The sequence below is a fragment of the Paraburkholderia sp. SUR17 genome (genome assembly GCF_029536165.1).
GTDB lineage: Bacteria > Pseudomonadota > Gammaproteobacteria > Burkholderiales > Burkholderiaceae > Paraburkholderia > Paraburkholderia kururiensis.
Window position 1 is genome coordinate 2,492,529 of the sequence record NZ_CP120509.1, and the last position, 21,726, is coordinate 2,514,254.

Sequence of the window (21,726 nt, forward strand, 5' to 3'; positions counted from 1 at the left end):
GGTGCTTACGCTCCCCCTTCCCGCTGAAACACCGACGCTAGATGCTTCAGCGCGCGCCATGCGAAGCTTTGGCGCGCCCCGCCGATGGTTGCCGTGCCGTCGATCTCGCGTGGCCAGGCCTCGTTGGCCGGACATTCGTCGATCCGCACCCGGTAGATGGCCGTGAGCGGCACCAGTTGATGCGTGCCGGGCTGCTGCTGTACGGGCAGCGGGCCGCCGTAGACGCTCGCGAGCGACGGCGTGTCGAGTGTCGCCACGTTCACGCGGTCGACCGCCGTCACGCGGCAACGCACCGCCCCGAGTTCCGGCAACGACGCCACGAAGTCGACGCGGTCGCCGGCCGCGACGCGCGCAGCGTCGTCTTCGCCGACGAATGCCTCCCCCTTCACGCCGATCGGCCCAACGACATCGAAAACGTGCTCGCCGCGCGGCAACCAGGTGCCCGGCGCCAGTTCATCGTCGGTTTGCACGACGCCGTCGAACGGTGCGCGCAGCGTCAATTGCGCGACTTGCGCGGTTAGTCCCGCCACGGTTTCGCGCGCGGCGTCCCAGCGCCGTCGCAGCGCCACGCCCTGCTCGAGCAAGCGGCCGTCGAACGATTGCTGCTCGACTTGCCAGTTGAGCAGCGCTTCATCGGTCCGCGCCGCTTGCAGCCGATGCGTCAGATCGGGCGACGCCAGCACCGCGAGTACATCGCCAGCATGAACGCGCTGCCCGTCGCGCGCGATCGGCGCCTGCTCCGTCACGTAAGCCGCTTCGGGGGCATAAAGCCCTTGCGCGCGCGACGGCCCGAGCACGGCCGGCGCGCTGACGCCGCCGTGCCACGGCAGCACGAAGAAGCCGAGAAGCAGCACGCCGATGAACGCGGTGCGCCGCGTCTCGCGCCGCCAATGCAGATCGGTGCGGCGACGCCAGCACGCCGCGATTTCGCGCACGATCGGGCGCGCGATGAACCAGCCGAATTCGACGAAGAACAACATCAAGCCCAGCGCCTTGAAAAACGCGTGATAGACGACGAGAGCGATCGAGAAGAACACGACCAGCCGATACAGCCAGGTCGCAAACGAGAAGGCAATCAGGAAGCGCCGGCGCTTGGGCGCGCACGGCTCGGGCTGCGGATCCCGAAAACCGAACAGCCGCTCGCGCATCCACCAGCGGCCGAACGCAAACGCCCTGTCATGCAGATTCGGCATGTCGAACCAATCCGACAGCAGGAAATAGCCGTCGAAGCGCATGAACGGGCTTGCATTGATCGTCAGCGTGCCGATCCATGTCGTCGTCGCAAGCAGGAACGCGCCGGCGCGCAGCGGCCCGTCGGGCAACACGCTCCAGGCCAACGTCGCCAAAGCGGCCAACGCCAGCTCCGTCAGCATGCCGGCCGCGCCGATCCGCAACCGCTCGGCGCGCCCCGGCACCTTCCACGCTTCGGTCGTATCGGTATAGAGCACCGGCACCATCACGAGCAGCGCGACGCCCATCGTCGGCACGCGGCAACCGTAGCGATGCGCCGTGAACGCGTGTCCGAACTCGTGCAGCACCTTGGCGCAGCCGATCGCCACCCCAACCGCGATCAGCCCGCGCAGGTCGGCATACGCATGGAACGTGTGGATGAACTCGTCCCAGCGGCGCGACACGAGCACGAGGCCGGTCAGCGCCATCAGCATCACGGCCATCCAAAACGCCGGCCGATAGGCGATTTCGGCGTAGCGAGCGAAGCGCCGCAGGAACGGCATCGGGCGCCAAAGCGGCACGCGGATCATCAGGTAATGCTTGAGCAGCCACATCGCGTGGGAGAGCTTATGCGCCGCGGCGGCGCTCGCGAGCCGGCCCGTATCGGCCGGGCTCGTCGCAACGAGCAAATGCTGATGGTGCAGCATGCGCACGAGCGACTCGAAGTCGTCCATCGTCAGATGGAGCGTGGTCTCGGCGTTGACCGAAGCCACGATCGCCTCGGGGTCGTCGAGGGGCCAACGCGAGAGCATCTCGAACGCGGGCCAGCCGATCTGGAAGAAACGATTCCCCGCGGGGTCGTGGAGCATCCACGTGGGTGCGCCTTCCGGCGTGGCCGCGCCGGACGTGAGGCTCAGTTCCTGGCGTAGGGACGGAAGGCGTGCCATTAGTGCGCTGCGTCAGTGAAAGCGGAGGCCGTGCGCGGCTTACCAGCCGAGCCACTGCCGCGCGGTCGCCAGCGGGCGGCGCAACAGATAGTAGGCGAGCGGCACCCATCGGCCGTGAATGCGCGCAGTGCCCATCACGCCGAGCGGCGGCTTGACGCTGCCCGTGAACGTCGCCTTGAGGCGATACGCGACGACACCCTCGGGCGTCGGCTCGGCGCGATAGGCCACCGTATCGATGCGCGCATCGTATGAGGCGAGCGGAGAGCTCTTCGGATAGAGCGTGACGCTCGCGCCCGGCACGACGTCGACATTGTCCGCGGCAGGCACGTAGGCCGTCAGCTCGACATGCGCCGGATCGGCCAGCAGCATCACCTTTTCTCCGATGGACACCGCCTTGCCGTTCCAATCGTTCGGATCGGAGAAGACGGCGACGCCGGCGCGCGGTGCATTGACGCTCACGCGCGCCAGTTCGCGCGCGGTGTAGTCGAGTTCGACCGCGCTTTGATCGAGCTTGCCCTTGCGCAGCGCCATGTCCAGCCGGTCCTTGTCGTCGGTGACGGCGAGCTGCGCGGTCTGCCGATATTCTTCCTGCGCCGTCGCGTAGTTTTTATTCGCCAGCGCATAGCGCGAAGCCAGCGCGGTGGAATCGAGCGCGAACAGCGGGGCGCCGGCTGCGACACGCTGGTTCGGTTGCGCGAACAAATGGTCGATGACGCCGTCGAGCGGCGCGCGCACGACGAACGGGTCTTTCGCCGTGACCTCGGCGGGCGCGAGCACCGTGAGCGGCACCGGCACGACAAGCGCGCAGGCGAGCGCCACGAGCATGCGACGCCGGTATTTACCCACGCTCAGCGCCAGTTTGGCGCGCTGTATCCACGAAGCCCGGGGAGAAAACGCCGCGAGCGCATGCGACCAGACGCGCGCGAGTTCGGCGAGAAGCGCTTCGTCGACAGGCGTCCACGGTTCTTCGCGCGCGAAAACCACCCCACCGAACGAGCGGCCCGTCCGATCGACGAGCGGCACCCACAGCGCGTGCGTCGGCCACCAGGCGTCCCATTCGGCCGCAAGCGCATCGGGCAGGCTATCGGCCGTGAAAACGCGCGGCCATGCGGGCGGCGGCGAGTCGGCGCTCTGCGCCGGCGCGTCCGCGGCCACGTTCACGTGCGCTTCGCCACCGGCCGCCATCGCCGGGTCAGGTTGCGAGGTGGACGCCGCGGGCGACGCAGAATGCACACGCCGTTCCAGCGCTCGGCATACTTCGCCGAGCCATTGCACATACGGCGCGCCCGGATCGCTTTGCGGCAAGCCCGACACCGCGGCCACCGCGCCGGGCACAGGCGCCGGCGCGCGCCACCATGCCGCCTGCCGGTACGGTACGAGCGAAAGCGTTTCGTTGACGACGACGAAACCAAGCGTCTCCTCGCTCGACGCCTCGCGTGCGCGCGCCGACAATTGCCATAGGAGGGCGAGCGCGCTCGCTTCGATCCGCAGCGGGGCGTTCATCGCGCGGCTACCATCTAACGACCGGCGGCGGCGAAGCGCGCCCAGCCGCTCATGCCGGGCAACAGCTCGGGCGTGTGGGCAGCGAGCGCGGCCGTCACGTCTACCGTCTGCGTAACGGGATCGACGCGCGCGCCGATGCGGGCCACCGTGGCCGGATAGCTCTTGCCGACTTCATCGACGCTGACCGTCAGCGCGTGGCCGGGCTTGAGCCAGGCCAGCCACTTCGACGGCACGATCATCTTCAGTTCGAGGCGGCTCGTGTCGACGATCGTCAGGAGCGGCTTGCCCGGTTCGGCGAACTGCTGGGCCGAGGCGCTGCGCTTGACGACGCGTCCGTCGAACGGCGCGGCAATGCCGCACTTGCGCACCGTCGCCTGCATGTAGGCGACCTCGGCCGCGCTGGCCTTCGCTTTGGCATCGGCTTCCTGCACTTCGATCTCGCCGATCGAATGCAATTGCGAAAGGCGATCGTTGACGCGCTTGAGCTGCACGGCCGCTTCGGCTTCGGCCTGAGCCTTGCGCAGTTGCGCCGCGTAGAGCGAGCAATCGAGCGAGACGAGCGTCTGCCCCGCACGGAACGCGTCGCCGTCGCGAAACGGCATGGAGGCGATCTTCGCGCTGATTTCGCTCGACACGTCGACTTGATCGCGCGCGACCAGCTGAACGCGGATACGGCCGTCGTCGTCGGCGCGAGCGGCCGAGGAAACGCCGGGCGCCGCAGGCGTCGTCGACGCATTCGGCAACGCCGGCGCCGCGGTTGGGGCTTGCGGTCCTGCGGCTCGCGCACTACCGGCCAAACAGCTGAAACCCACTACCATCAAGGCCGCGCTGCGCAGCCCTGCCATGCACCATCGATTCATTGCGTTCTTGCTCCATCCGCGTGGCCGAATTGGGCCCAGCGCGTTTGCTCCTGGTCGATCGATTGCTCGATCGATTTCAAATCGCCCTGGCCGGCTTCGGCCGGCAGCGGGTCGAGCCCGAGCGTCGCCAGCATCTGACCGTAAGCGCTTTCCAGCTCACCGTAGCTTTGATACAGGCGCAGCTCCGACATCATCGCGGATGTCGCAGCACGAATCTCCTCGAGCTTGCCTTGCGCATTGGCGATCGTGGCGTTGTGCGTGTGCTGCAGGATTTGCCCGTCGACGTCGTTGATCTGCTTGAACAGATCGAACTGGCGCTCTTTCGCGCTCAACTCCGCACGCGCGACGTGCACTTGCGTGAGCACCGCCATCGACAGTGCGAGCTGCTGCGCCCGCGCAACGTCGCGCTGAGCGTCGGCCATGCCGCGAATGTTCCTGGCGTTGAGCAAGTTGAGCAAGTTCCAGCTCACGTTGATGCCGGCCGCGCGCCACGCGTGATAAGCAAGGAAGCTGTTGCTGTCGTAGTGCGCGCCCAGTTGGAATTCGATGCCGGGCAACAGCTTGGCGATTGCCTTGTGCGTCTCGTTGATGCTGATGCGTTCGTTGTAGCTCGCTTCGACCAGTTCCGGCCGGCGCTCGAGCGCCGTCTCTTCCATACGGTCCATCGGCATGTCGAACGTCGGAACCGAGAAGCCCTCGGGCGGCGCGAGCGTGATATCGGTGCCGGGGGCGATGTTCATCAGCGAGGCGAGCCGCGGCTTCGCTTCGTCGAGCTGGTCACGCACCGCTTCGAGCTGACGCATGATGTCGAGCAGCGCGTGCTGATAGGCGAGCGTGTCGAGCGGCGAACGCAAGCCTTCCTGCTGCGACTTGCGCGAGTCCTCGAGCGCTTGCCGGGCCTGGCCGAGCAGCGGCCCGACGCTTTTCTCGAGACGCTGCGCGCCTACCGCTTGCCAGTAGGCTTCGCGCACTTGCTGCATCATCAGTTGCACGACCTTGCGCCGGCGCTGCTCGACGACGAGCACGCGGTCGGCTTGCTCCTTGGCCTCGAAGTAGCTGACGCCGAAGTCCAGCACGTTCCAGGAGAAGGTCAGATCGGCGGTGCGGTCGTTCTGATCGGTCGAGTACGACGGCTCCAACGACACTTGGTGCGTTTGCAGCGAAATCGATTCGGAGGCGAGCGGATGATTTCGGTTCGTGTAGCCGGCCGCCGTGGTCAGCCGGGGCAGCATGTCGAAGTTCGCCACGTCGAGCTGCTTCTGCGCCAGCGCCTCTTCCATCATCTTCAGGCGATGATCGAGATTGAAGCGGATCGCGCGCGCCATGGCCTCTTCGAGCGTCACGGGCCCGGTGATCGGCGGCTGGTCTGCGAACATCGCCGTGCGATCGGCCTGGGCGCTTTGCGCGCGCTCGACGTCGGTGAACGGCGTCGGTTTGATCGAGCAGCCCGACAGCCACAAAGCGGCCACCGAAATCGCGATCAGCGTCGGACGCATTGCGCGTTTGGAACGGGCTTCGCACGAGGCGTTTGCGGCGGGCGCCAACGCGGGCGTAGGCATCATTTCGGCAACTGTCGGTTGTAGTCTCATTGGTCTAGACGGATGACGGGAATTCATACGCGACGCGCGGCGTCGCCTGGATTCGTAACATGCAGCGCCGCGTGCGCCTGCGCAAACTGCTGATCGAGCGAAGGCTTGCCGACGGGGCGCGCCGCACGTGCAACGGTCGGTTCAACCAGCGCTGCATGGCCAGGCGTCTTCGGATGGGCGATACCGTGCTGGACGTGCTGGCCGTGCGGCGCGAGCACGATTTCGCGGCGCGTTTCGTGGCCGGATGCGTCGCGCGTCTGAACGACGATATGCACGTCCTCGACGCCCGGCGGCAGCTCGCCGCGCAGCACGCCGTTCGCCGCGTCGTAGTGAATCCAACCGGGCAACGAGCGGCGGTTGGCGAGTTGCACCGTGACGTCGGAGCCGCCGTGCATCGCTTCGGACGGCGGCAGCAACGTCGCAACGTCAACCGAGAACGGGTCGTTCGGCGCAATCGTGATCGAAACGTCGGGCAGCGCGAGCGGCGCGTCGACGGGCGAAACCGAAATCAAAGCGTTGAGCGCCGTCATATCGAAGCGCGGCACCGAAGCATGATCGAGCGAATGCATATTCGCCGGCGCGTTCGGATCCATGAACGTCATGGTCGTGACGACCGGCACCGAACCGATCGGCAACGATTGATCGAACTCGTCCAGCACGTCCGGAGGCGCGGTATTGTCGTCGCCCGTGAACTGCGAAGTATGCGATGCCCCCGGCGTATCGACGATCGTTGGCGGCGGGGAAGGCAGAATCGGCGGGAACAAGGGCGCGTTGGTGATCGCGATCGTGTTGGAGGCCACCGCGCTCGACTTCACACCGTCGTTGACCGTGAAGGTCACCGTCCGGCTGCTGCCTGCGTTTTGTGCTCGATCGGAGTACGTGACCGCTTGAAGGGCCGCGGTCCATTGCGCGATCGTCGCCGTGCCGCCGGCGGAGGTCAACGTGAGCACACCCGTCGCGGCGTTGTAGCTCGCCGCGATATTGCCCGTCGCCGCGTTGCCCGTGAAAGCGAGCGTATCGTTCGACGAGTCGAATCCGCCCGTGATCGACACTTGAGCCGACGCAAGCGTCGTGTTGTCCAGATCGCTGATCGTAACTTGCGGGGCCACCGCCACCGGTGTCGAGCCGATGCCTCGTGCCGTGAACGACACGTTGCCGCTGACGGTCAAGACCGGTGTTTGGTCGGTATCGGTCACGGTGATCGTCCGTGTCGCCGCTACGCTCGTATTGTTCCCGCCGTCGATGGCCTGGAAGCTCACCGTGCGCGTCGTGCGGTCGGGTGTGAGCGCGGTATCGTCATAGGTCACCGACCGCAGCGCGCTCTGCCATTGCGCCAGTGTGGCCGTGCCGCCGGCGGAGGTGAGCGTCATGACACCCGTCATCGCGTCGTACGACGCGTCGATGTTGCCCATGGTCGCGCCGTCGTTCGTGAATGCCAGCACGTCCTCGCCGCTATGCAACCCGCTCGAGATGCTGACCGTGACCGAGCTGAGGGTGTTGCTGCTGCCGTCGGTTATCGTCAGACCCGAATCGACGGCGACGGGTGTGGAGGCTGTCCCGTCGCCGGCCACGAAAGCCGCCGATCCGGCGTCGGTCGTGATGACCGGCGCAGCGATGTGCACCGTATCGGATGCGACCGCGCTGGTCTTCGTGCCGTCGCTCGTCGCGAACGAAATCGTGCGGTCGCCCGAGGTCGTGTTCGGGCCGGTGGCAAATGTGACTGCCGACAATGCGCTCGCCCATTGGGCGTCGGTGGCGGTCGCACCGACCGACGAGAGTGTCAACACACCGGTCGCTGAGTTATACGAACCGACGATGTTGCCGAACGTCGTCGTGTTCGTATTGGCAAATGTCAGCGTGTCGCCGCTGTGGAAGCCCGTGCCGATCGAAACGGTTGCCGTCGATTGCGTCGTGTTGTCGAGGTCGGTAACTGAAATGCCGCCGTCGATCGTCGCGCCCGACGTGCCCGCCACGTAGTTCGTCGTGCCGCCTGTCGTAGTGACGATCGGCGTTTGATCGGTGTCCGTCACGGTGACCGTGCGCGTCGCCGTATTGCTCGTGACGCTGGCCGTGTCGACCGCCGTGAAGCTGATCGAGCGGGTGGCGGCGTTCGGCGTAACGGCCGTGTCGGTGTACGTCACGGCATCGAGTGCAGCCTGCCATTGAGCCAGCGTCGCCGAATGGCCGGAGGACGTAAGGGTCAACACGCCTGTGGCGGCGTTGTACGAGGCGGCGATGTTGCCGTACGTCGCTGCGCTCGTGTTCGTGAACGCGAGTACGTCTTCGCCCGACTGGAAGTTGCCGGTGATCGCAACGGTCGCCGAGGACAGCGTGGAGGCCGCGCCGTCAGTGAGTGTCAGCCCCGAATCGATGGCCACCGGGGTGGATGCCGTGTTGTCGCCCGCGACGAATGCGGCCGAGCCCGAATCGGTCACGATCGTGGGCGGACCCACCACGTCCACTGTGTGGGTCGCCACCGCACTGGTCTTCGTGCCGTCGCTCGTCGCGAACGAAATCGTGCGGTTGCCCAGCGTTGCGCTCGACCCTGCCGAGAACGTCACGGCCGACAGCGCGCTCGCCCACTGGGCGTCGCTAGCCGTCGCACCCGAGGAGCTCAGCGTCAGCACGCCCGTCGCCGAGTTGTACGAACCGACGATGTTGCCGAACGTCACCGAGCTCGTGTTGACGAACGTCAGCATGTCGCCTGCGTGGAAACCCGTGCCGATCGAGACCGTCCCCGACGATTGCGTCGTGTTGTCGAGGTCGGTAACTGAAATGCCGCCGTCGATCGTCGCGCCCGACGTGCCTGCCACGTAGCTCGTCGTGCCGCCTGTCGTGGTAACGATCGGCGTTTGGTCGGTGTCCGTCACGGTGACCGTGCGCGTCGCCGTATTGCTCGTGACGCTGGCCGTGTCGACCGCCGTGAAGCTGATCGTGCGCGTCGCGTTGTTCGGCGTAACAGCCGTGTCGGTGTAAGTCACGGCATCGAGTGCGGCCTGCCATTGAGCCAGCGTCGCCGAATGGCCGGAGGACGTCAGGGTCAACACGCCTGTGGCCGCGTTGTACGACGCGGCGATGTTGCCGTACGTCACTGCGCTCGTGTTCGTGAAAGCGAGTACGTCTTCGCTCGACTGGAAGTTGCCGGTGATCGCAACGGTCGCCGAGGACAGCGTGGAGGCCGCGCCGTCAGTGAGTGTCAGCCCCGAATCGATGGCCACCGGGGTGGATGCCGTGTTGTCGCCCGCCACGAAAGCAGCCGAGCCCGAATCGGTCACGATCGTGGGCGGACCGAGCACAGCGACCGTGTCCGTTGCCGTGGCGCTCGTCTTCGTGCCGTCGCTCGTCGCAAAAGAAATCGTGCGGTTGCCCGGCGTCGCATTCGAACCCGCCGAGAACGTCACGGCCGACAGCGCGCTCGCCCACTGCGCATCGGTGGCCGTCGCCCCCGAGGAGGTTAGCGTCAGCACGCCCGTGGCCGAGTTGTACGAACCGACGATATTGCCGAACGTCACTGAACTCGTGTTGACGAACGTCAGCGTGTCGCCTGCGTGGAAACCCGTGCCGATCGAGACCGTCCCGCTCGCCTGCGTCGTGTTGTCCAGATCGCTGACCGAGATACCGCCGTCGATCGTCGCCGCCGAGGTGCCCCCGACATAGTTCGTCGTGCCGCCCGTCGTCGTCACAATCGGCGTTTGATCGGTGTCGGTGACCGTCACCGTGCGCGTCGCCGTGGCGCTAGTATTGCCTGCCCCATCGACGGCCGAGAAGCTGATCGTACGCGTCGCATTGTTCGGCGTGACCAGAGAGTCCGTATAGGTCACCGAACGCAACGCACTCTGCCATTGCGCCAGCGTTGCCGTCGCCCCCGATGAAGTCAGCGTCATCACACCCGTTGCCGAGTTGTACGACGCCGTGATGTTGCCCATCGTCGAGCCATCGTTCGTGAACGCGAGCACGTCTTGGCCGCTGTGGAAACCACCGGTGATCGCGACCGTCGTCGAGCCAAACGTCGTCGCGCTGCCGTCGGTCACCGTCAAGCCCGAGTCGATCGCCACCGGCGTCGACGTCGCGTTGTCGCCCGCGACGAATGCTGCCGACCCCGAGTCGGTTGTGATGACCGGCGGCGCCGTCATGTTCACCGTGTCGGTCGCCGCGGCACTCGTCTTCGTACCGTCGCTCGTCGCAAACGAGATCGTCCGGCTACCGTACGTCGTACTTGTGCTCGAGAACGTGACGGCCTTCAGCGCTGCAGCCCACTGCGTCATATCGGCCGTGGCCCCGGCGGACGTCAACGTCAGCACGCCCGTCGCGGCGTTGTACGAGGCCGTGATGTTGCCCATCGTCGAGCCGTCATTGGTGAAACTCAGCGTATCGCCGCTGTGGAACCCCGCCGAGACCGACACCGTGCCCGACGATTGCGTCGTATTGTCCAAATCGCTGACCGAGATGCCGCCATCGATCCTCACGGCCGAGGACGCGCCCACGTAGCTCGTCGTACCCCCCGTCGTCGTCACGATCGGCGTTTGATCGGTCGCCGTCACGGTTACGTCGCGCGTGACCGTGCTGCTCGTGTTGCCGGCGCTGTCCACCGCCGTGAAGCTCACGGTGCGCGTAAGGGCATTAGGCGTCACCGCCACATCGGTGTATTTGATCGAATCGAGCGCGCTGCGCCATTGCGCGAGCGTTGCCGTCGAGCCGGCCGAAGTGAGCGTCAATGTTCCGGTGATCTGATTGAACGAGGCCGCGGTGATGTTACCCATCGTCGAGCCGTCATTCGTGAACTGCAGAAAGTCTTCGCCGCTCGTAAAGTTGCCCGAAATGGTGACGGTCGCCGATGACAGCGTACCGGTGGCCGAATCGGTCACGGTCAACCCCGGATCGACGACTACCGGCGTCGACGCGGTGTTGTCGCCGGCCACGAATGCGGCCGAACCTGAATCCGCCGTCAGTTGAAGAGGGTTCACGACATTGACCGTATCGGTTGCCGCTGTACTCGTCTTCGTGCCGTCGCTCGTCGCGAAGGAAATCGTCCGCGCGCCGAGCGTCGTGCTCGAACTCGAGAAGGTGACCGCCGACAGCGCGTGCCCCCATTGAGCATCGGTGGCCGTCGCCCCGGCGGACGTCAGCGTCAGCACGCCCGTCGCCGCGTTGTACGAGGCCGTGATGTTGCCCATCGTGGAGCCGTTGTTCGTGAACAAGAGCGTATCGCCGCTATGGAAGCCGCCGGAGATGGATACGGTGCCCGACGATTGCGTCGTGTTGTCCAAATCGCTGACCGAGACGGCGCTGTCGATCGTGACGGCCGCCCCCCCGTCGCCGTAGTTCGTCGTGCCGCCCGTCGTCGCGACGATCGGCGTTTGATCGGTTGCCGCGACGGTCACGTTTTTTGTGACCGTGTTACTGGACGACAAATAGGCGTCGCTCGTCAACGTGAAACTGACGGTACGTGTCGAAGTGTTCGGTGACACCGCCGTATCGGTGTAGGTGACCGCCCGGAAGGCGTTCTGCCATGCCGTGATGGATGCCGTGCCGCTTGCCGAGGTAAGCGTCAGCACGCCGGTGCTGCCGTTGTAGGTGGCGGAAATGTCACCGTATAGCGCGGCGCTGGTGTTGGTGAACGCCAACACATCCTGGCCGCTCGAGAAGTTGCCCGTAATGCTGACCGTGCCCTGCTTCGCGGTGGTCGCATCGCCATCGGTCAACGTCAGCCCGCTATCGACTGCCACGGGCGTCGATGCCGTGTTATCCGCCTCGACGAAAGCGGTGCTGCCGCCGCTAGCCGTCACGACCGGCGGCGACGACAGATCGACATAGGTGAAGTTGTTGAGTGTCGGCGTCAGGAAAAAGCCGTCCGTCTCGCGCAATCTCAGGGTGGTAATACCGGCAAATCCCGCGATGCTCGAAAGATCCACATGACTCGTGGAACCATTGATTGGCAATGATGCGACAACGGTACCGGACGAATTCAGTCCCTCGATGGTCACCGCTCCGCCGAACGTGTCGACATCGAAACTCTGGACAGCCATCTTGTCGCCGTTCGTCAACGTCATCGTCATCGACGTCAACTGGGTGCCCTGCACATTGCCGAACAGCACCCCATCGGTCGAACCCGTGGTCAACGGCGGCGTGCCGCCTTGATTGACGGTCGTACTGTCGACGGCAAACTCGACGGCCTGATCCATCGTGTAGGTGAAGGCGCCGAGCGAAAACGACGTAACGCCCGATGCGCCACCTGGCGTAACGTAGCCGAGTTCGCTGTCATACGTTTCATTCGTCACTGCTAACAATGCGCCATATTGCTGCTCAGCCGCCGATGAAAAAATCACCGACGTATGCACAGCGCCCGCATCATATTCGAGCGACCAATCGCCGCCCAACGCAGCTGCGCCTGTCGCATCGGTCGATGCCGCCACGTTCAGCCCCGTCACCGAGGCGATCTGCTGCACGAGCGCCTTGCCGTCCGCATTTTGAGCGACGTCGCAGCCGTAAATCAGAAAGTCACCGCCGGGCTTCATGGCTGCGCCGATCTGCGCAAGCTCGGCGCTATACGCCGATATGTCACCCGCGTTGAGCCACGTGCTGCCGATCTGCACGTTGCCGTCGGACCCGTGCGAGACGAGATGGATCGCACTGACGCCCGGGTGCTGCTGCAAGTATTGATCGATTTGCACGAGGCCATCCTTCGACGTATCGAGAATGACGACCTGCGTTCCTTGCGGCACGCCGGAGAGCAGCGTTTGATAGTTAGCGACGTTCGAATTGACGAAGACAACCTGACGATCCCCGGACTGCGCCGCCGTATCGGTGAAGCCATGCACGGCACGCATTGCGGCGGAATCGCCCGCGACGCCGTTCGACGCCTCGTTCATGTTGCCTTGCACGGCGCGCATCGACGCTGCCGCGTTGGACGCCGGCGCGTGGCCCGCCGCCCCTTCAGCGACGCCGGTCTGCGCGGACGCGTGTGCGGAACCGGCATCGCCGACATTCGCCTGCGCAGCCGGATGCTGAGCGGCCGTCACGGCCGCCCCGATCGCAACAGCGGACGCGTCATAGACGATGCGCGGCTCGAGCGCGACGATGAGCGGCGCGGGCAACGCAGGCTGTGCGCTGCGCGTGCTCGCGCCGGATCCGCGGATCGCGGCGAGAAGCTTCGTGAGGCTGGCGGCGAGTTTCATCGCTTGATGTCCTTTGAAGCGCGCCGCAGCGCGGCGCGCCCTTCCTCTGTTACCCGCGCGAGGGGAAGACCCCTTGTAGCGCAATGATGAAGTTGATGCCGAGATACGGATTACGCGACGCGAATGGAACGCTGCCCCCCATGATGCTGTTTTGAACGGTGGACGCGCTGGCCTGCAGATTCACGTTGAACGGCTTCAGGCTGGTCACGTTGTCGGTCGCCGTGCTGTATAGCGATGCAGGCCGCCCCCCGGCGTTGCATGGCCCGAGCACCGTGGTCGGCCCCGGAACACCGCCTTCGCCCTGGGTCGACGTCGTCGCCGGGATCGAAATCGCACCCGTCACGGCGCCGCCGCCCGAGACCGTCGCCACGTGCGTGTGCTGCGGCATGTTCTCCGTCGTGAGCGCGATGTTCTCCGTCCCGCCGACTTCGCCGATATCGATATTCGACAATCCCAACCCCTGCCCGATGCCCACGGGCGTGCGCCCTTGCAGGTTCGGCAACTGGCAGTTCGACACGCCGTTGCCGCCGTAGTACGTGCCGAGCAGCCCGAACAATGCCTGGTTTTGCGAAATGGGCAGCAATTGCCCCTGGCACTGAGCCCAACCGGTCGGCGCAAAGTTGAAGCCCACCATGCGGATCTCGCCCAAATAAGGATCACTCATCGAACGCCTCCTGTCGAAGAAAGGTAAATCGCCTTACGTCACGTCCGATGAACCGGCCGCCTTGGCCAGCTCGTCGGCACGAGCGTGCACAACGACAGTGAGCGTCGATCGTCCGTCCTCGGTGGGCCGCGTCGGCGTGGCGAGCAAATCCCACGCTCGGCCAGCGGGTGAACCGATGCGATAAACGTCCTGCGGAAGAGAAACGCCCGCGGGAAGTTCGAACATCGCCGCGTAGCAGACAAAACTGTCATTCATGGGAATGCCGGCGTTCGCATGCAACAGCACCGCGTCGACGGTTTGCCCGTCGGCGGCGCCAAACGTGAAACGCTGCCCGATGGCATCGAGCAACTCGGCATGGGTAGGAATGGACAGCAAACAAGCCCTCGCTCGTTGTTCGTTATGTATCTGGCCGGTATTGCCGGCCGTGATCTATGTTGTTACCGTCGCATCCTTCACTTCATGCAGCCGTCCGCAAGCGAGCCGCTCATCGAACGCTGAAACGCATACGCGCTAGCTCACATCGCCTTGCGCGAGTCCTTCGATGTCCGTCACATCCGCATCATCGAACGGCATGACGGGCCGCCGCATCTGCATGTAAATCCCGTTCTCGCCCGTCGGCTCGAACCCGAGCCGACGATAAAGCCCTCGCACCGGATTGTTCATCTCGACGTACAGCATCACGGGCATCTCCCGTGCCGCCGCCTGCGCCACGAACGCGCGCATGAGCCGCGTACCGATGCCCGCGCCGCGATGAACGGGCAACAGTGCGATGTCGACCAGGCGCGCTTCGCTGCCGCCCCAATGGTGATAAAGACGCCCGATCGGATTCTCGCCAAGCATGATGACGTCGAAACGGCAGTGCGGATAATGCTGCCGGTAATACCTGTCTTGCATCGAGAACTGATCGGCAAGCAATGCCGCGATTTGCTCCGCACTCCAGCCTGCGTGGGCGAATTCCTGCGCGCGCGTGCTTTCGAAAACGATATACAGAAAGGCACAGTCACGATCGTTCGCAGGCCTGATGCGCACACGATCAGCATCTTCCACGCCTTGTTGCGTGGCGGCCAGAGCGCCATCGATGCTATCGGCCATCTGACATCTCATTTCCTTGCACGGACGAACTCAGCCAATCGATGGAAAGACTGTGTCGATCGACCCGGGAAAACTGATCAAGGCGATGTGGATATTAGTCTAGAGATACTGCCGTCGCAACCGCGCCCATACGACGCCTCCTACGTAAATACCCTGATCGACATTTGCGGCCTTTCGACGAAAAAGGTTCTATATGCGTTATCGGCCGCTGCGACGATTAATTGAATGGTTTTTTACCTTTTTTTGGGGCGTATTGCTGCGCTCAATGTGCCGGACACCATCGTCTCCAGTGACCAGCCTTCCGAGCACTGAATCGTCCGCAGCAACGCCGGCTCGGGAAAAAACCATGGAGAACGAAATTCTTCGTGAGGCGGTGCAGCCGCCTGGAGGACAACAGCGGAAGCGATCGGAATAGCCCGGAACACCCGTCGGGCGGAAGGCAGCAGGAGTCGAACCTACAAGGGAACGGCTGACGTCCCCTACTGGGTTTGAAGCCCAGCCGCACCACCGGATACGAATGCCTTCCTTCGGAGAGAACTGCAGGCGACGGTGGTCGAATCCGGTTTGGCCATAAGCCGCGCCTTGAATGCGGTCCGCCTGCGAGCGCCGAATTATCGCACGCTGCCTGTCTATGTGCGCGCCGGGAATAATCTGCGCACTCCTCCGGTATCACAGTCAGACGCCGCACACGCGGGCTGTCTCCCTCAACCGGAAAGACCGGAGGAAGCGACGATGAACGACGACAAAATGCCCGACCGCGCACCCGCTCGCATGGACGCGGGCCATGGCGACGACCTGGGAAACCCGCCCGGCAATCTCACGGGGCACGGCAAGGCGCGCCGCCGTGCCCTCACCTGCATGGCGTGGGCCGGCACAGGCGTGGTGTGGACCTTGAGCGGCGGTGTACCGCGAACGCTGGGCATCGTCGGCGATGCCTGGGGTGCCACCTCCGACGAACGCGCCCTTACATTCGTGCAGATCAGCGACAGTCATATCGGCTTCAACAAGCAGCCGAACCCCGCGCCCGAGAACACGCTTCAGGAAGCCATCGACAAGATCAAGGCCTTGCCTCGCCCTCCCGCTTTCATGCTTCATACCGGCGACGTGAGCCAACTTTCGAGGCCCGCCGAATTCGATACGGCCGAGCAGATCGTGCGTGGCGCAGGGCTCGACGTGCACTACATTCCCGGCGAGCACGACGTGCTGATCGACGACGGCCAGCCCTTCTTCGAGCGCTTTTCGAAGGGCACCGGCGGCAAGGGCTGGTACAGCTTCGATCAAAACGGTGTGCACTTCGTCGCACTCGTCAACGTGCTGAACCTGAAGAGCGGCGGCCTGGGCTCGCTGGGCGCGGAGCAACTGGCGTGGCTCGAACGGGATCTTCGTGGCCGCACGAGCAGCACGCCAATCGTGGTGTTCACGCACATTCCGCTGTGGTCGCTGTATCCGGAATGGGGATGGGGCACGGACGACAGCGCACAGGCGCTCGGCTACCTCAAGCGCTTCGGTTCGGTCACGGTGCTGAACGGCCACATTCACCAGGTACTCCAGAAGGTGGAAGGCAACGTGAGCTTCCATTCGGCGATGTCGACGGCGTTTCCCATCGCAGCGCCTGGCGTCGGTCCCGGGCCGGGTCCGATGAAGGTGCCCGAAGACCGTTTGCACGCTGTGCTCGGCGTACGCACGGTGAATTTCGTGCCGGGCCGCACGGACCTGGCGCTGGTCGATTCGCCGCTTGGGGCGTGAGCGCTACTCGCGTCGATATCGCCCTTATGTCGCATTGCCTTGAACGGCTACGTGCCGTCCATCACTCAAGAAATCCTGGAGAAACCAATGAAGTCCTTCGTGAAAGCCGTGGCGTCGCGCATGGTTCGGCGATTCAACGTCATGACGCCAGCCGTACCGCTCCTGTGCGCCGCGCTCGCGCTGCTTCCCGTCGCACCCGCGGCCTTCGCCGCAGACGCGGCCAAACCGTCGCCCAATACGGTGAATATCGACAATTTCGCGTTCAGCCCGGCCACGCTCACGGTGACGAAAGGCACCACCGTCACGTGGGTGAATCGCGATGACATTGCGCACACTGTGGTCAACGACGCGAACCCGCGCACGTTCAAGTCGCCGCCCATGGATTCGGACGACAAGTTTTCCTTCACCTTCAGCACCCCGGGCACCTACAAGTACTTCTGCTCGATTCATCCGCACATGACAGGCGTGATCGTCGTGAAGTAGGCATCAAAGCAGTTCGTGCAGGCGGCTGTCGGCGCGCAGCAGATGCAGATCGCGGTGAAAGCGCGTGTAGCCGATGCGGTCGAAGAATTCGAGGATCTGGATGGCGCGTTTGCGGCCCAGCCCGGTGGCATCGCGAAATGTCGTCGCGCTCACCGCGCCGCCGTGTTCGCGCGCGAGTCCGGCAACGAGCCTGGCCAGTTCGAGTACCACGTCGCGATGGTAGAAAAGATCGCGCACGACCTGGTACACGTCGCCGAGCCGCGCCAGCTTGCGCAGCAGCGCGCGGACCTTTTCCTCGGGTTCGTTCGTTGTACGAGCCAGATCGCGTACCCAGGGCGGATCGAAACGACCGGCGGCGATCAGCGGTCGCAGCACGCCGGCAAGCCGTTCCTCGCTAGCATCCAGCGCCACGCTGTGCGAAGGCAGATGCAGCCACGGGCCGCTCCTCGCGATGAGGCCATCGCGTACAGCGGCATCGACGAGTGCACGCCACAGCGCATCGGTGGCGAGCGGCGCCGACATGCGCCGCAAACGCGCGCTGTCAGGGCCCTGTTCGTCGGGAAAGCGCGTGTGGAACGCCTCGAGCGCGGCCACCGTCTGCTCGCGCATGTGTGTCCAGTGGCCGCGCGTGATGATGACCGCGTCGTCGCCGTCTTTGCCCGCGAGCGGCACCTCGATGGCATGGACGGGTAACGTGAGCAGATTCGCGGGCAAACCCGTCAGACGCATCAGCATCGAACGCGTCAGGCCGCGCGGCGCGCAGTCGAGCAGCGGTTCGATCCGCCCGGTATCGAGCCAGCTACGCAATGCGTCGAGCCATGCCATTCGCTCGGGCGTGCGCCGCTTGCGCACAGGGCCGAACGGGTCGAGCACGCGCGCGCCGCCCACGGTTCGCGTGGCCTGGGCGTTGCGCACGATCAGGCGGTCACCCGGCAACGCGCAGACGGGTGTGTCGAAGACGAGTTGCACGCGCGCGGTCTGCCCTGCCGCCAGCGTGTCGCCTTCGAGCAGTGCAACGTTTGCGACGCGATGCAGCGTACCGAGATGCACGTGCAGCGGCGACCAGTGCCTGAGCGTGAGATCCGCATCGTCGAGCAACGTGAGTTCGACGTCGATGCGTTCGCACGCGCTGGCGAGCGCGCTATCCACGATCCAGTCGCCGCGCGCGATGGCATCTTTGTCGATGCCCGCCAGATTGAGCGCGCAACGCTGGCCCGCATGGCCCACATCCGCGGAGCGGTTCTGCGCGTGAATGCTGCGCACGCGCACGGCACGCCCCGCGGGCGCGAGTGTCGGGGTATCGCCTACGCTTACGCGCCCCGCGAAGACAGTGCCCGTCACGACCGTGCCCTGGCCTGCGAGCGTGAACACGCGGTCCACAGCGAGGCGGAACAGGCCGTCGTCGCGACGCGCACGGAACGCGATGGCCGTATCGCGCAGATATACGTCGAGCGCTGCTACGCCGGGATCGTTCGGTATCGTCGCGCAGGTCTCGAATACGGGAATGTCCGCAAACGGGCCGCCCGCGAGCCACGCTGCGATTTCGGCGCGCACCTGCTCGCGTCTTGCGGCATCCACGCGATCCGCTTTCGTCAACGCCACTGCGCCGCGCGTTACGCCGAGCAGTTGCAGGATCGCGAGGTGCTCGCGCGTTTGCGGCATCACGCCGTCGTCCGCGGCGATAACGAGCAGCGCGAAGTCGATGCCGCACGCGCCCGCCGCCATCGTGTGAATCAGTTTCTCGTGACCCGGCACGTCGATGAAGCCGAGCACGTCGCCGTTCGCGAGCGGCGTGTACGCGTAGCCCAGTTCGATGGAAATGCCGCGCGCCTTTTCTTCCTTCAGCCGGTCGGTATCCACGCCCGTCAGCGCACGCACCAGCGTGGTTTTGCCATGGTCGATATGGCCTGCCGTGCCGACAATCACAGACGCAACTCCACACATTGCGCGACGAACGCCGCCTCGTCCGCGGCTTCGAGGCAACGCAGGTCCAGATGCAGCGCATCATCGGCAATGCGGCCGATCACCGGCCGCGGCAACGCGCGCAGCGCAGCTTCGAGCTTCATCAATGCGCGGCCACGGCCTGGACGCTTGCCTGCAGCTGGATGCGTTGCAGCCAGGACGCCGCCGCTACGCACGACGAGCCCGAAGCTCGGCAGCACATCCACGGGCAATGCGCCGCTGCCGATCTGGCTGAACATCGGCTCCACGCTCACGCTATACGCGTCGCCCAGCGCGCGTTGCAGCGCCGGCATCACGCGTTCCGCGCTCGCGCGCATCTCTTCGCCCGGCCGCGTGAGCAGGCGCAGCGTAGTGAGCCGCTCGCGCAGAAACTCCGGCGCGCGGTAAAGCTGCAGCACCGGTTCGAGCGCAGCGAGCGTGAGCTTGCCCACACGCAGCGCGCGCTTCAACGGATGCTTTCTGATCTTGCGGATGAGGTCGGCACGACCCACGATCAAACCGGCCTGCGGGCCACCGAGCAGTTTGTCGCCGCTGAACGTCACGACGTCGGCACCGGCTTCGATGGTCTCGCGCACGGTAGGCTCCGCGGGCAGGCCGAACTGCGCGAGATCGACGAGCGTGCCGCTGCCCAGGTCGACCGCAACCGGCAACTCATGCTGGCGGGCCAGTGGCGCGAGTTCATCGAGTTCGACGCTTTTCGTGAAGCCCGAGATCGCGTAGTTGCTGCAATGCACTTTCATCAGCAGCCCCGTGCGTGGGCCGATGGCTTCTTCGTAGTCGCGCAGGTGCGTGCGGTTGGTCGTGCCCACTTCGCGCAGCTTCGCGCCGGCACGACTCATGATGTCGGGAATGCGAAACGCCCCGCCAATCTCCACGAGTTCGCCGCGCGAGACGATGACGTCCTTCTTCGTGGCCAGCGCGGAAAGCGTGAGCAGCACGGCGGCCGCGTTGTTGTTGACGACGGTGGCCGCTTCAGCGCCGGTGAGTTCGCAGACAAGCGCTTCGATCAGGTCGTCGCGTTCGCCCCGGCGGCCGGTGGCGAGATCGAATTCGAGGCTCATGGGCTGCGTGAGCGCACGCACGACAGCACGCACGGCTTCGTCGGGCAACAGCGCGCGGCCCAGGTTCGTATGCAACACCGTGCCGGTCAGATTGAAGACGCTGCGCAGACGGCTTTGCGCGCGTGCGGCAAGCACCCGCGCTGCCGCGGCTGTGGCGCGGGTCTCGTCGAATGGCGCATTGTCGGCGGCTGCCGGCTTGCCGGCCTGGACGTCGCGGCGCCAGCTATCGAGCGTCTCGCGAATCGCGGCAAGCACCTGCGTGCGGCCATATTCGGCAACGAGCGGCTGCGCCGCAGCCGACGCGATCACGCGCTCCACGGAGGGAATGGACGCGAGCCGCGCCTTGAGGTCACGCCCGCCGCTCGTGCAGCCGCTCATGCCACCCTCATCCCGCTCTTCGCCCGATTGATGCTCTGCCACTTCGCCCACGCCCCGCTTCTCCGTGTTTTGTCTTTGCCCGTCCTGGCCAGCCGTCATTCGTCCGACGGCACTTCCGGCCACAGCAGCGGATTCGGCCCGCTGCGCCGGTACCCGGCTTCGTTCATCAGCAGATCGAGCGTGAGACTCGCGAGGTCGTCAGCGAGCGGCTCGAAGTCGAAGTCTTTCTCCTGATAGCCGATCTTGCGGTAGGTATGGCATTCGTCACACGACTCGGCCTTCAGCGCCTCGCTCACGCCTTCGATGCCGTGATAAGCGATGCCTTTGGTCGAACCGCAGTTCGAGCACTTCACGCGCACCATGTGCGACTCGCTTGCGCACAAGCCGCACTGCAGGTAACGGTAGCCCTGGTAGCGGCCGCCCACGCGCACGACGCTCGCCACCGGCTGCCCACCGCAGACGGGGCAGACGCCGGGCGTATCGACATAGGGAATGTCGCGCTCGTCGAGCCGGCTCGCCAGATCGGTCCACACCACTTGCAGTGCAGCCATGATGAACGGCGCCGTGGCGGGCGCCACTTCGTTGAAGCGCTGCGCGAGCATCGCGTCGGCCTGGCGTTCGAGTTCGTCCGCGGGCATCGCGCGGAGTGCAGAGAGCACGCCGGCCAGCGTCGGCGTGACCTGGCCCGCCGCTTCCACGCTATCGAGCAATTGATGCAGCACGTCGTGCCATGCCGTATCGCGTTCCGGCGAAAGCGCGGGCACGAGCGGCATGCTGTGCTGCTGCGCCTGGGCGATGGCGTCCGCCGACGGCATGCGCGCCGAGAAGCCTTGTTCCAGCACCTTCTGCTGCGCGTCGACCAGCACGGCCATCAGGCGCACGTAGCCGGCAATCGGATTGCCCTCGGCGAGCTTGCGCAGACGCGCCGCGCGCGTGGCGAAGAGCGTGGCGCGTTCGGGCAAACGGATGCGGGCAATGGCGGTATGGTCCAGCGCTTCGATCTGGCCCGGCTCAAGAATGCGTTGAACCACAACAATCCCTCTTCAAACCCTCTACGGCGCGTGCGCGCCATAGAGTTCAAATGAAAAAGCCGCCG

The 21,726-nt window shown here is 65.2% G+C and carries 14 protein-coding genes and 1 tRNA gene; 3 read left to right on the forward strand and 12 right to left on the reverse strand.

Translation table 11 applies throughout. From position 1 onward, the window contains the following. Window positions 1–5: 5 nt before the first annotated feature. From P2869_RS28365 to P2869_RS28400, 8 genes are all read right to left on the reverse strand, one after another. Complete coding sequence (locus P2869_RS28365; protein WP_277598690.1) at window positions 6–2,117, reverse strand: HlyD family efflux transporter periplasmic adaptor subunit; 2,112 nt, start codon at window positions 2,115–2,117, stop codon at window positions 6–8. 39 nt (window positions 2,118–2,156) lie between these two features. Then, window positions 2,157–3,620, reverse strand: coding sequence for an HlyD family efflux transporter periplasmic adaptor subunit (locus tag P2869_RS28370; protein WP_277598691.1), 1,464 nt, complete (start codon window positions 3,618–3,620; stop codon window positions 2,157–2,159). 14 nt (window positions 3,621–3,634) lie between these two features. After that, on the reverse strand, window positions 3,635–4,480 hold the full coding sequence (locus tag P2869_RS28375) for an efflux RND transporter periplasmic adaptor subunit (RefSeq protein ID WP_033350876.1): 846 nt from the start codon (window positions 4,478–4,480) through the stop codon (window positions 3,635–3,637). Next, window positions 4,477–6,042 carry a TolC family protein gene (locus P2869_RS28380; RefSeq protein ID WP_277599870.1) on the reverse strand — a complete coding sequence of 522 codons (1,566 nt, stop codon included), beginning with the start codon at window positions 6,040–6,042 and terminating at the stop codon, window positions 4,477–4,479. Before P2869_RS28380 ends, P2869_RS28375 begins: the two co-directional genes overlap by 4 nt. Before the next feature lie 50 nt (window positions 6,043–6,092). After that, complete coding sequence (locus tag P2869_RS28385) at window positions 6,093–13,244, reverse strand: DUF4347 domain-containing protein (RefSeq protein WP_277598692.1); 7,152 nt, start codon at window positions 13,242–13,244, stop codon at window positions 6,093–6,095. Between the two features lie 49 nt (window positions 13,245–13,293). After that, window positions 13,294–13,908, reverse strand: coding sequence for a tail fiber protein (locus tag P2869_RS28390; protein WP_277598693.1), 615 nt, complete (start codon window positions 13,906–13,908; stop codon window positions 13,294–13,296). A 33-nt stretch (window positions 13,909–13,941) separates the two neighbouring features. Beyond that, window positions 13,942–14,256 carry a hypothetical protein gene (locus tag P2869_RS28395; RefSeq protein WP_152495030.1) on the reverse strand — a complete coding sequence of 105 codons (315 nt, stop codon included), beginning with the start codon at window positions 14,254–14,256 and terminating at the stop codon, window positions 13,942–13,944. A gap of 162 nt (window positions 14,257–14,418) precedes the next feature. Beyond that, window positions 14,419–14,802: a GNAT family N-acetyltransferase gene (locus P2869_RS28400; protein ID WP_277598694.1), complete on the reverse strand. Its 384-nt coding sequence runs from the start codon at window positions 14,800–14,802 to the stop codon at window positions 14,419–14,421. Between P2869_RS28400 and P2869_RS28405 the strand changes: the two genes are divergently transcribed. Beyond that, window positions 14,797–15,225 carry a hypothetical protein gene (locus P2869_RS28405; protein ID WP_277598695.1) on the forward strand — a complete coding sequence of 143 codons (429 nt, stop codon included), beginning with the start codon at window positions 14,797–14,799 and terminating at the stop codon, window positions 15,223–15,225. The genes P2869_RS28400 and P2869_RS28405 overlap by 6 nt on opposite strands. A 208-nt stretch (window positions 15,226–15,433) precedes the next feature. Here the strand turns inward: P2869_RS28405 and P2869_RS28410 are convergent. Further along, window positions 15,434–15,526 (reverse strand) — tRNA-Sec (locus P2869_RS28410). Window positions 15,527–15,732: 206 nt separating this feature from the next. Between P2869_RS28410 and P2869_RS28415 the strand changes: the two genes are divergently transcribed. Both P2869_RS28415 and P2869_RS28420 read left to right on the forward strand, forming a co-directional pair. Further along, the gene (locus P2869_RS28415) at window positions 15,733–16,746 is read left to right on the forward strand and encodes a metallophosphoesterase (protein ID WP_277598696.1); all 1,014 of its coding nucleotides are present in this window, start codon (window positions 15,733–15,735) and stop codon (window positions 16,744–16,746) included. A gap of 87 nt (window positions 16,747–16,833) precedes the next feature. After that, complete coding sequence (locus P2869_RS28420; RefSeq protein WP_126876964.1) at window positions 16,834–17,229, forward strand: cupredoxin family copper-binding protein; 396 nt, start codon at window positions 16,834–16,836, stop codon at window positions 17,227–17,229. Window positions 17,230–17,232: 3 nt separating this feature from the next. Here P2869_RS28420 and selB read toward each other — a convergent pair whose 3' ends face one another. The 3 genes from selB to fdhE form a co-directional block, all read right to left on the reverse strand. Next, complete coding sequence (gene selB, locus P2869_RS28425; protein ID WP_277598697.1) at window positions 17,233–19,155, reverse strand: selenocysteine-specific translation elongation factor; 1,923 nt, start codon at window positions 19,153–19,155, stop codon at window positions 17,233–17,235. Beyond that, on the reverse strand, window positions 19,152–20,630 hold the full coding sequence (selA, locus tag P2869_RS28430; protein ID WP_277599871.1) for an L-seryl-tRNA(Sec) selenium transferase: 1,479 nt from the start codon (window positions 20,628–20,630) through the stop codon (window positions 19,152–19,154). Before selA ends, selB begins: the two co-directional genes overlap by 4 nt. Window positions 20,631–20,725: 95 nt before the next feature. Then, on the reverse strand, window positions 20,726–21,661 hold the full coding sequence (fdhE, locus tag P2869_RS28435; protein WP_277598698.1) for a formate dehydrogenase accessory protein FdhE: 936 nt from the start codon (window positions 21,659–21,661) through the stop codon (window positions 20,726–20,728). Window positions 21,662–21,726 lie beyond the last annotated feature (65 nt).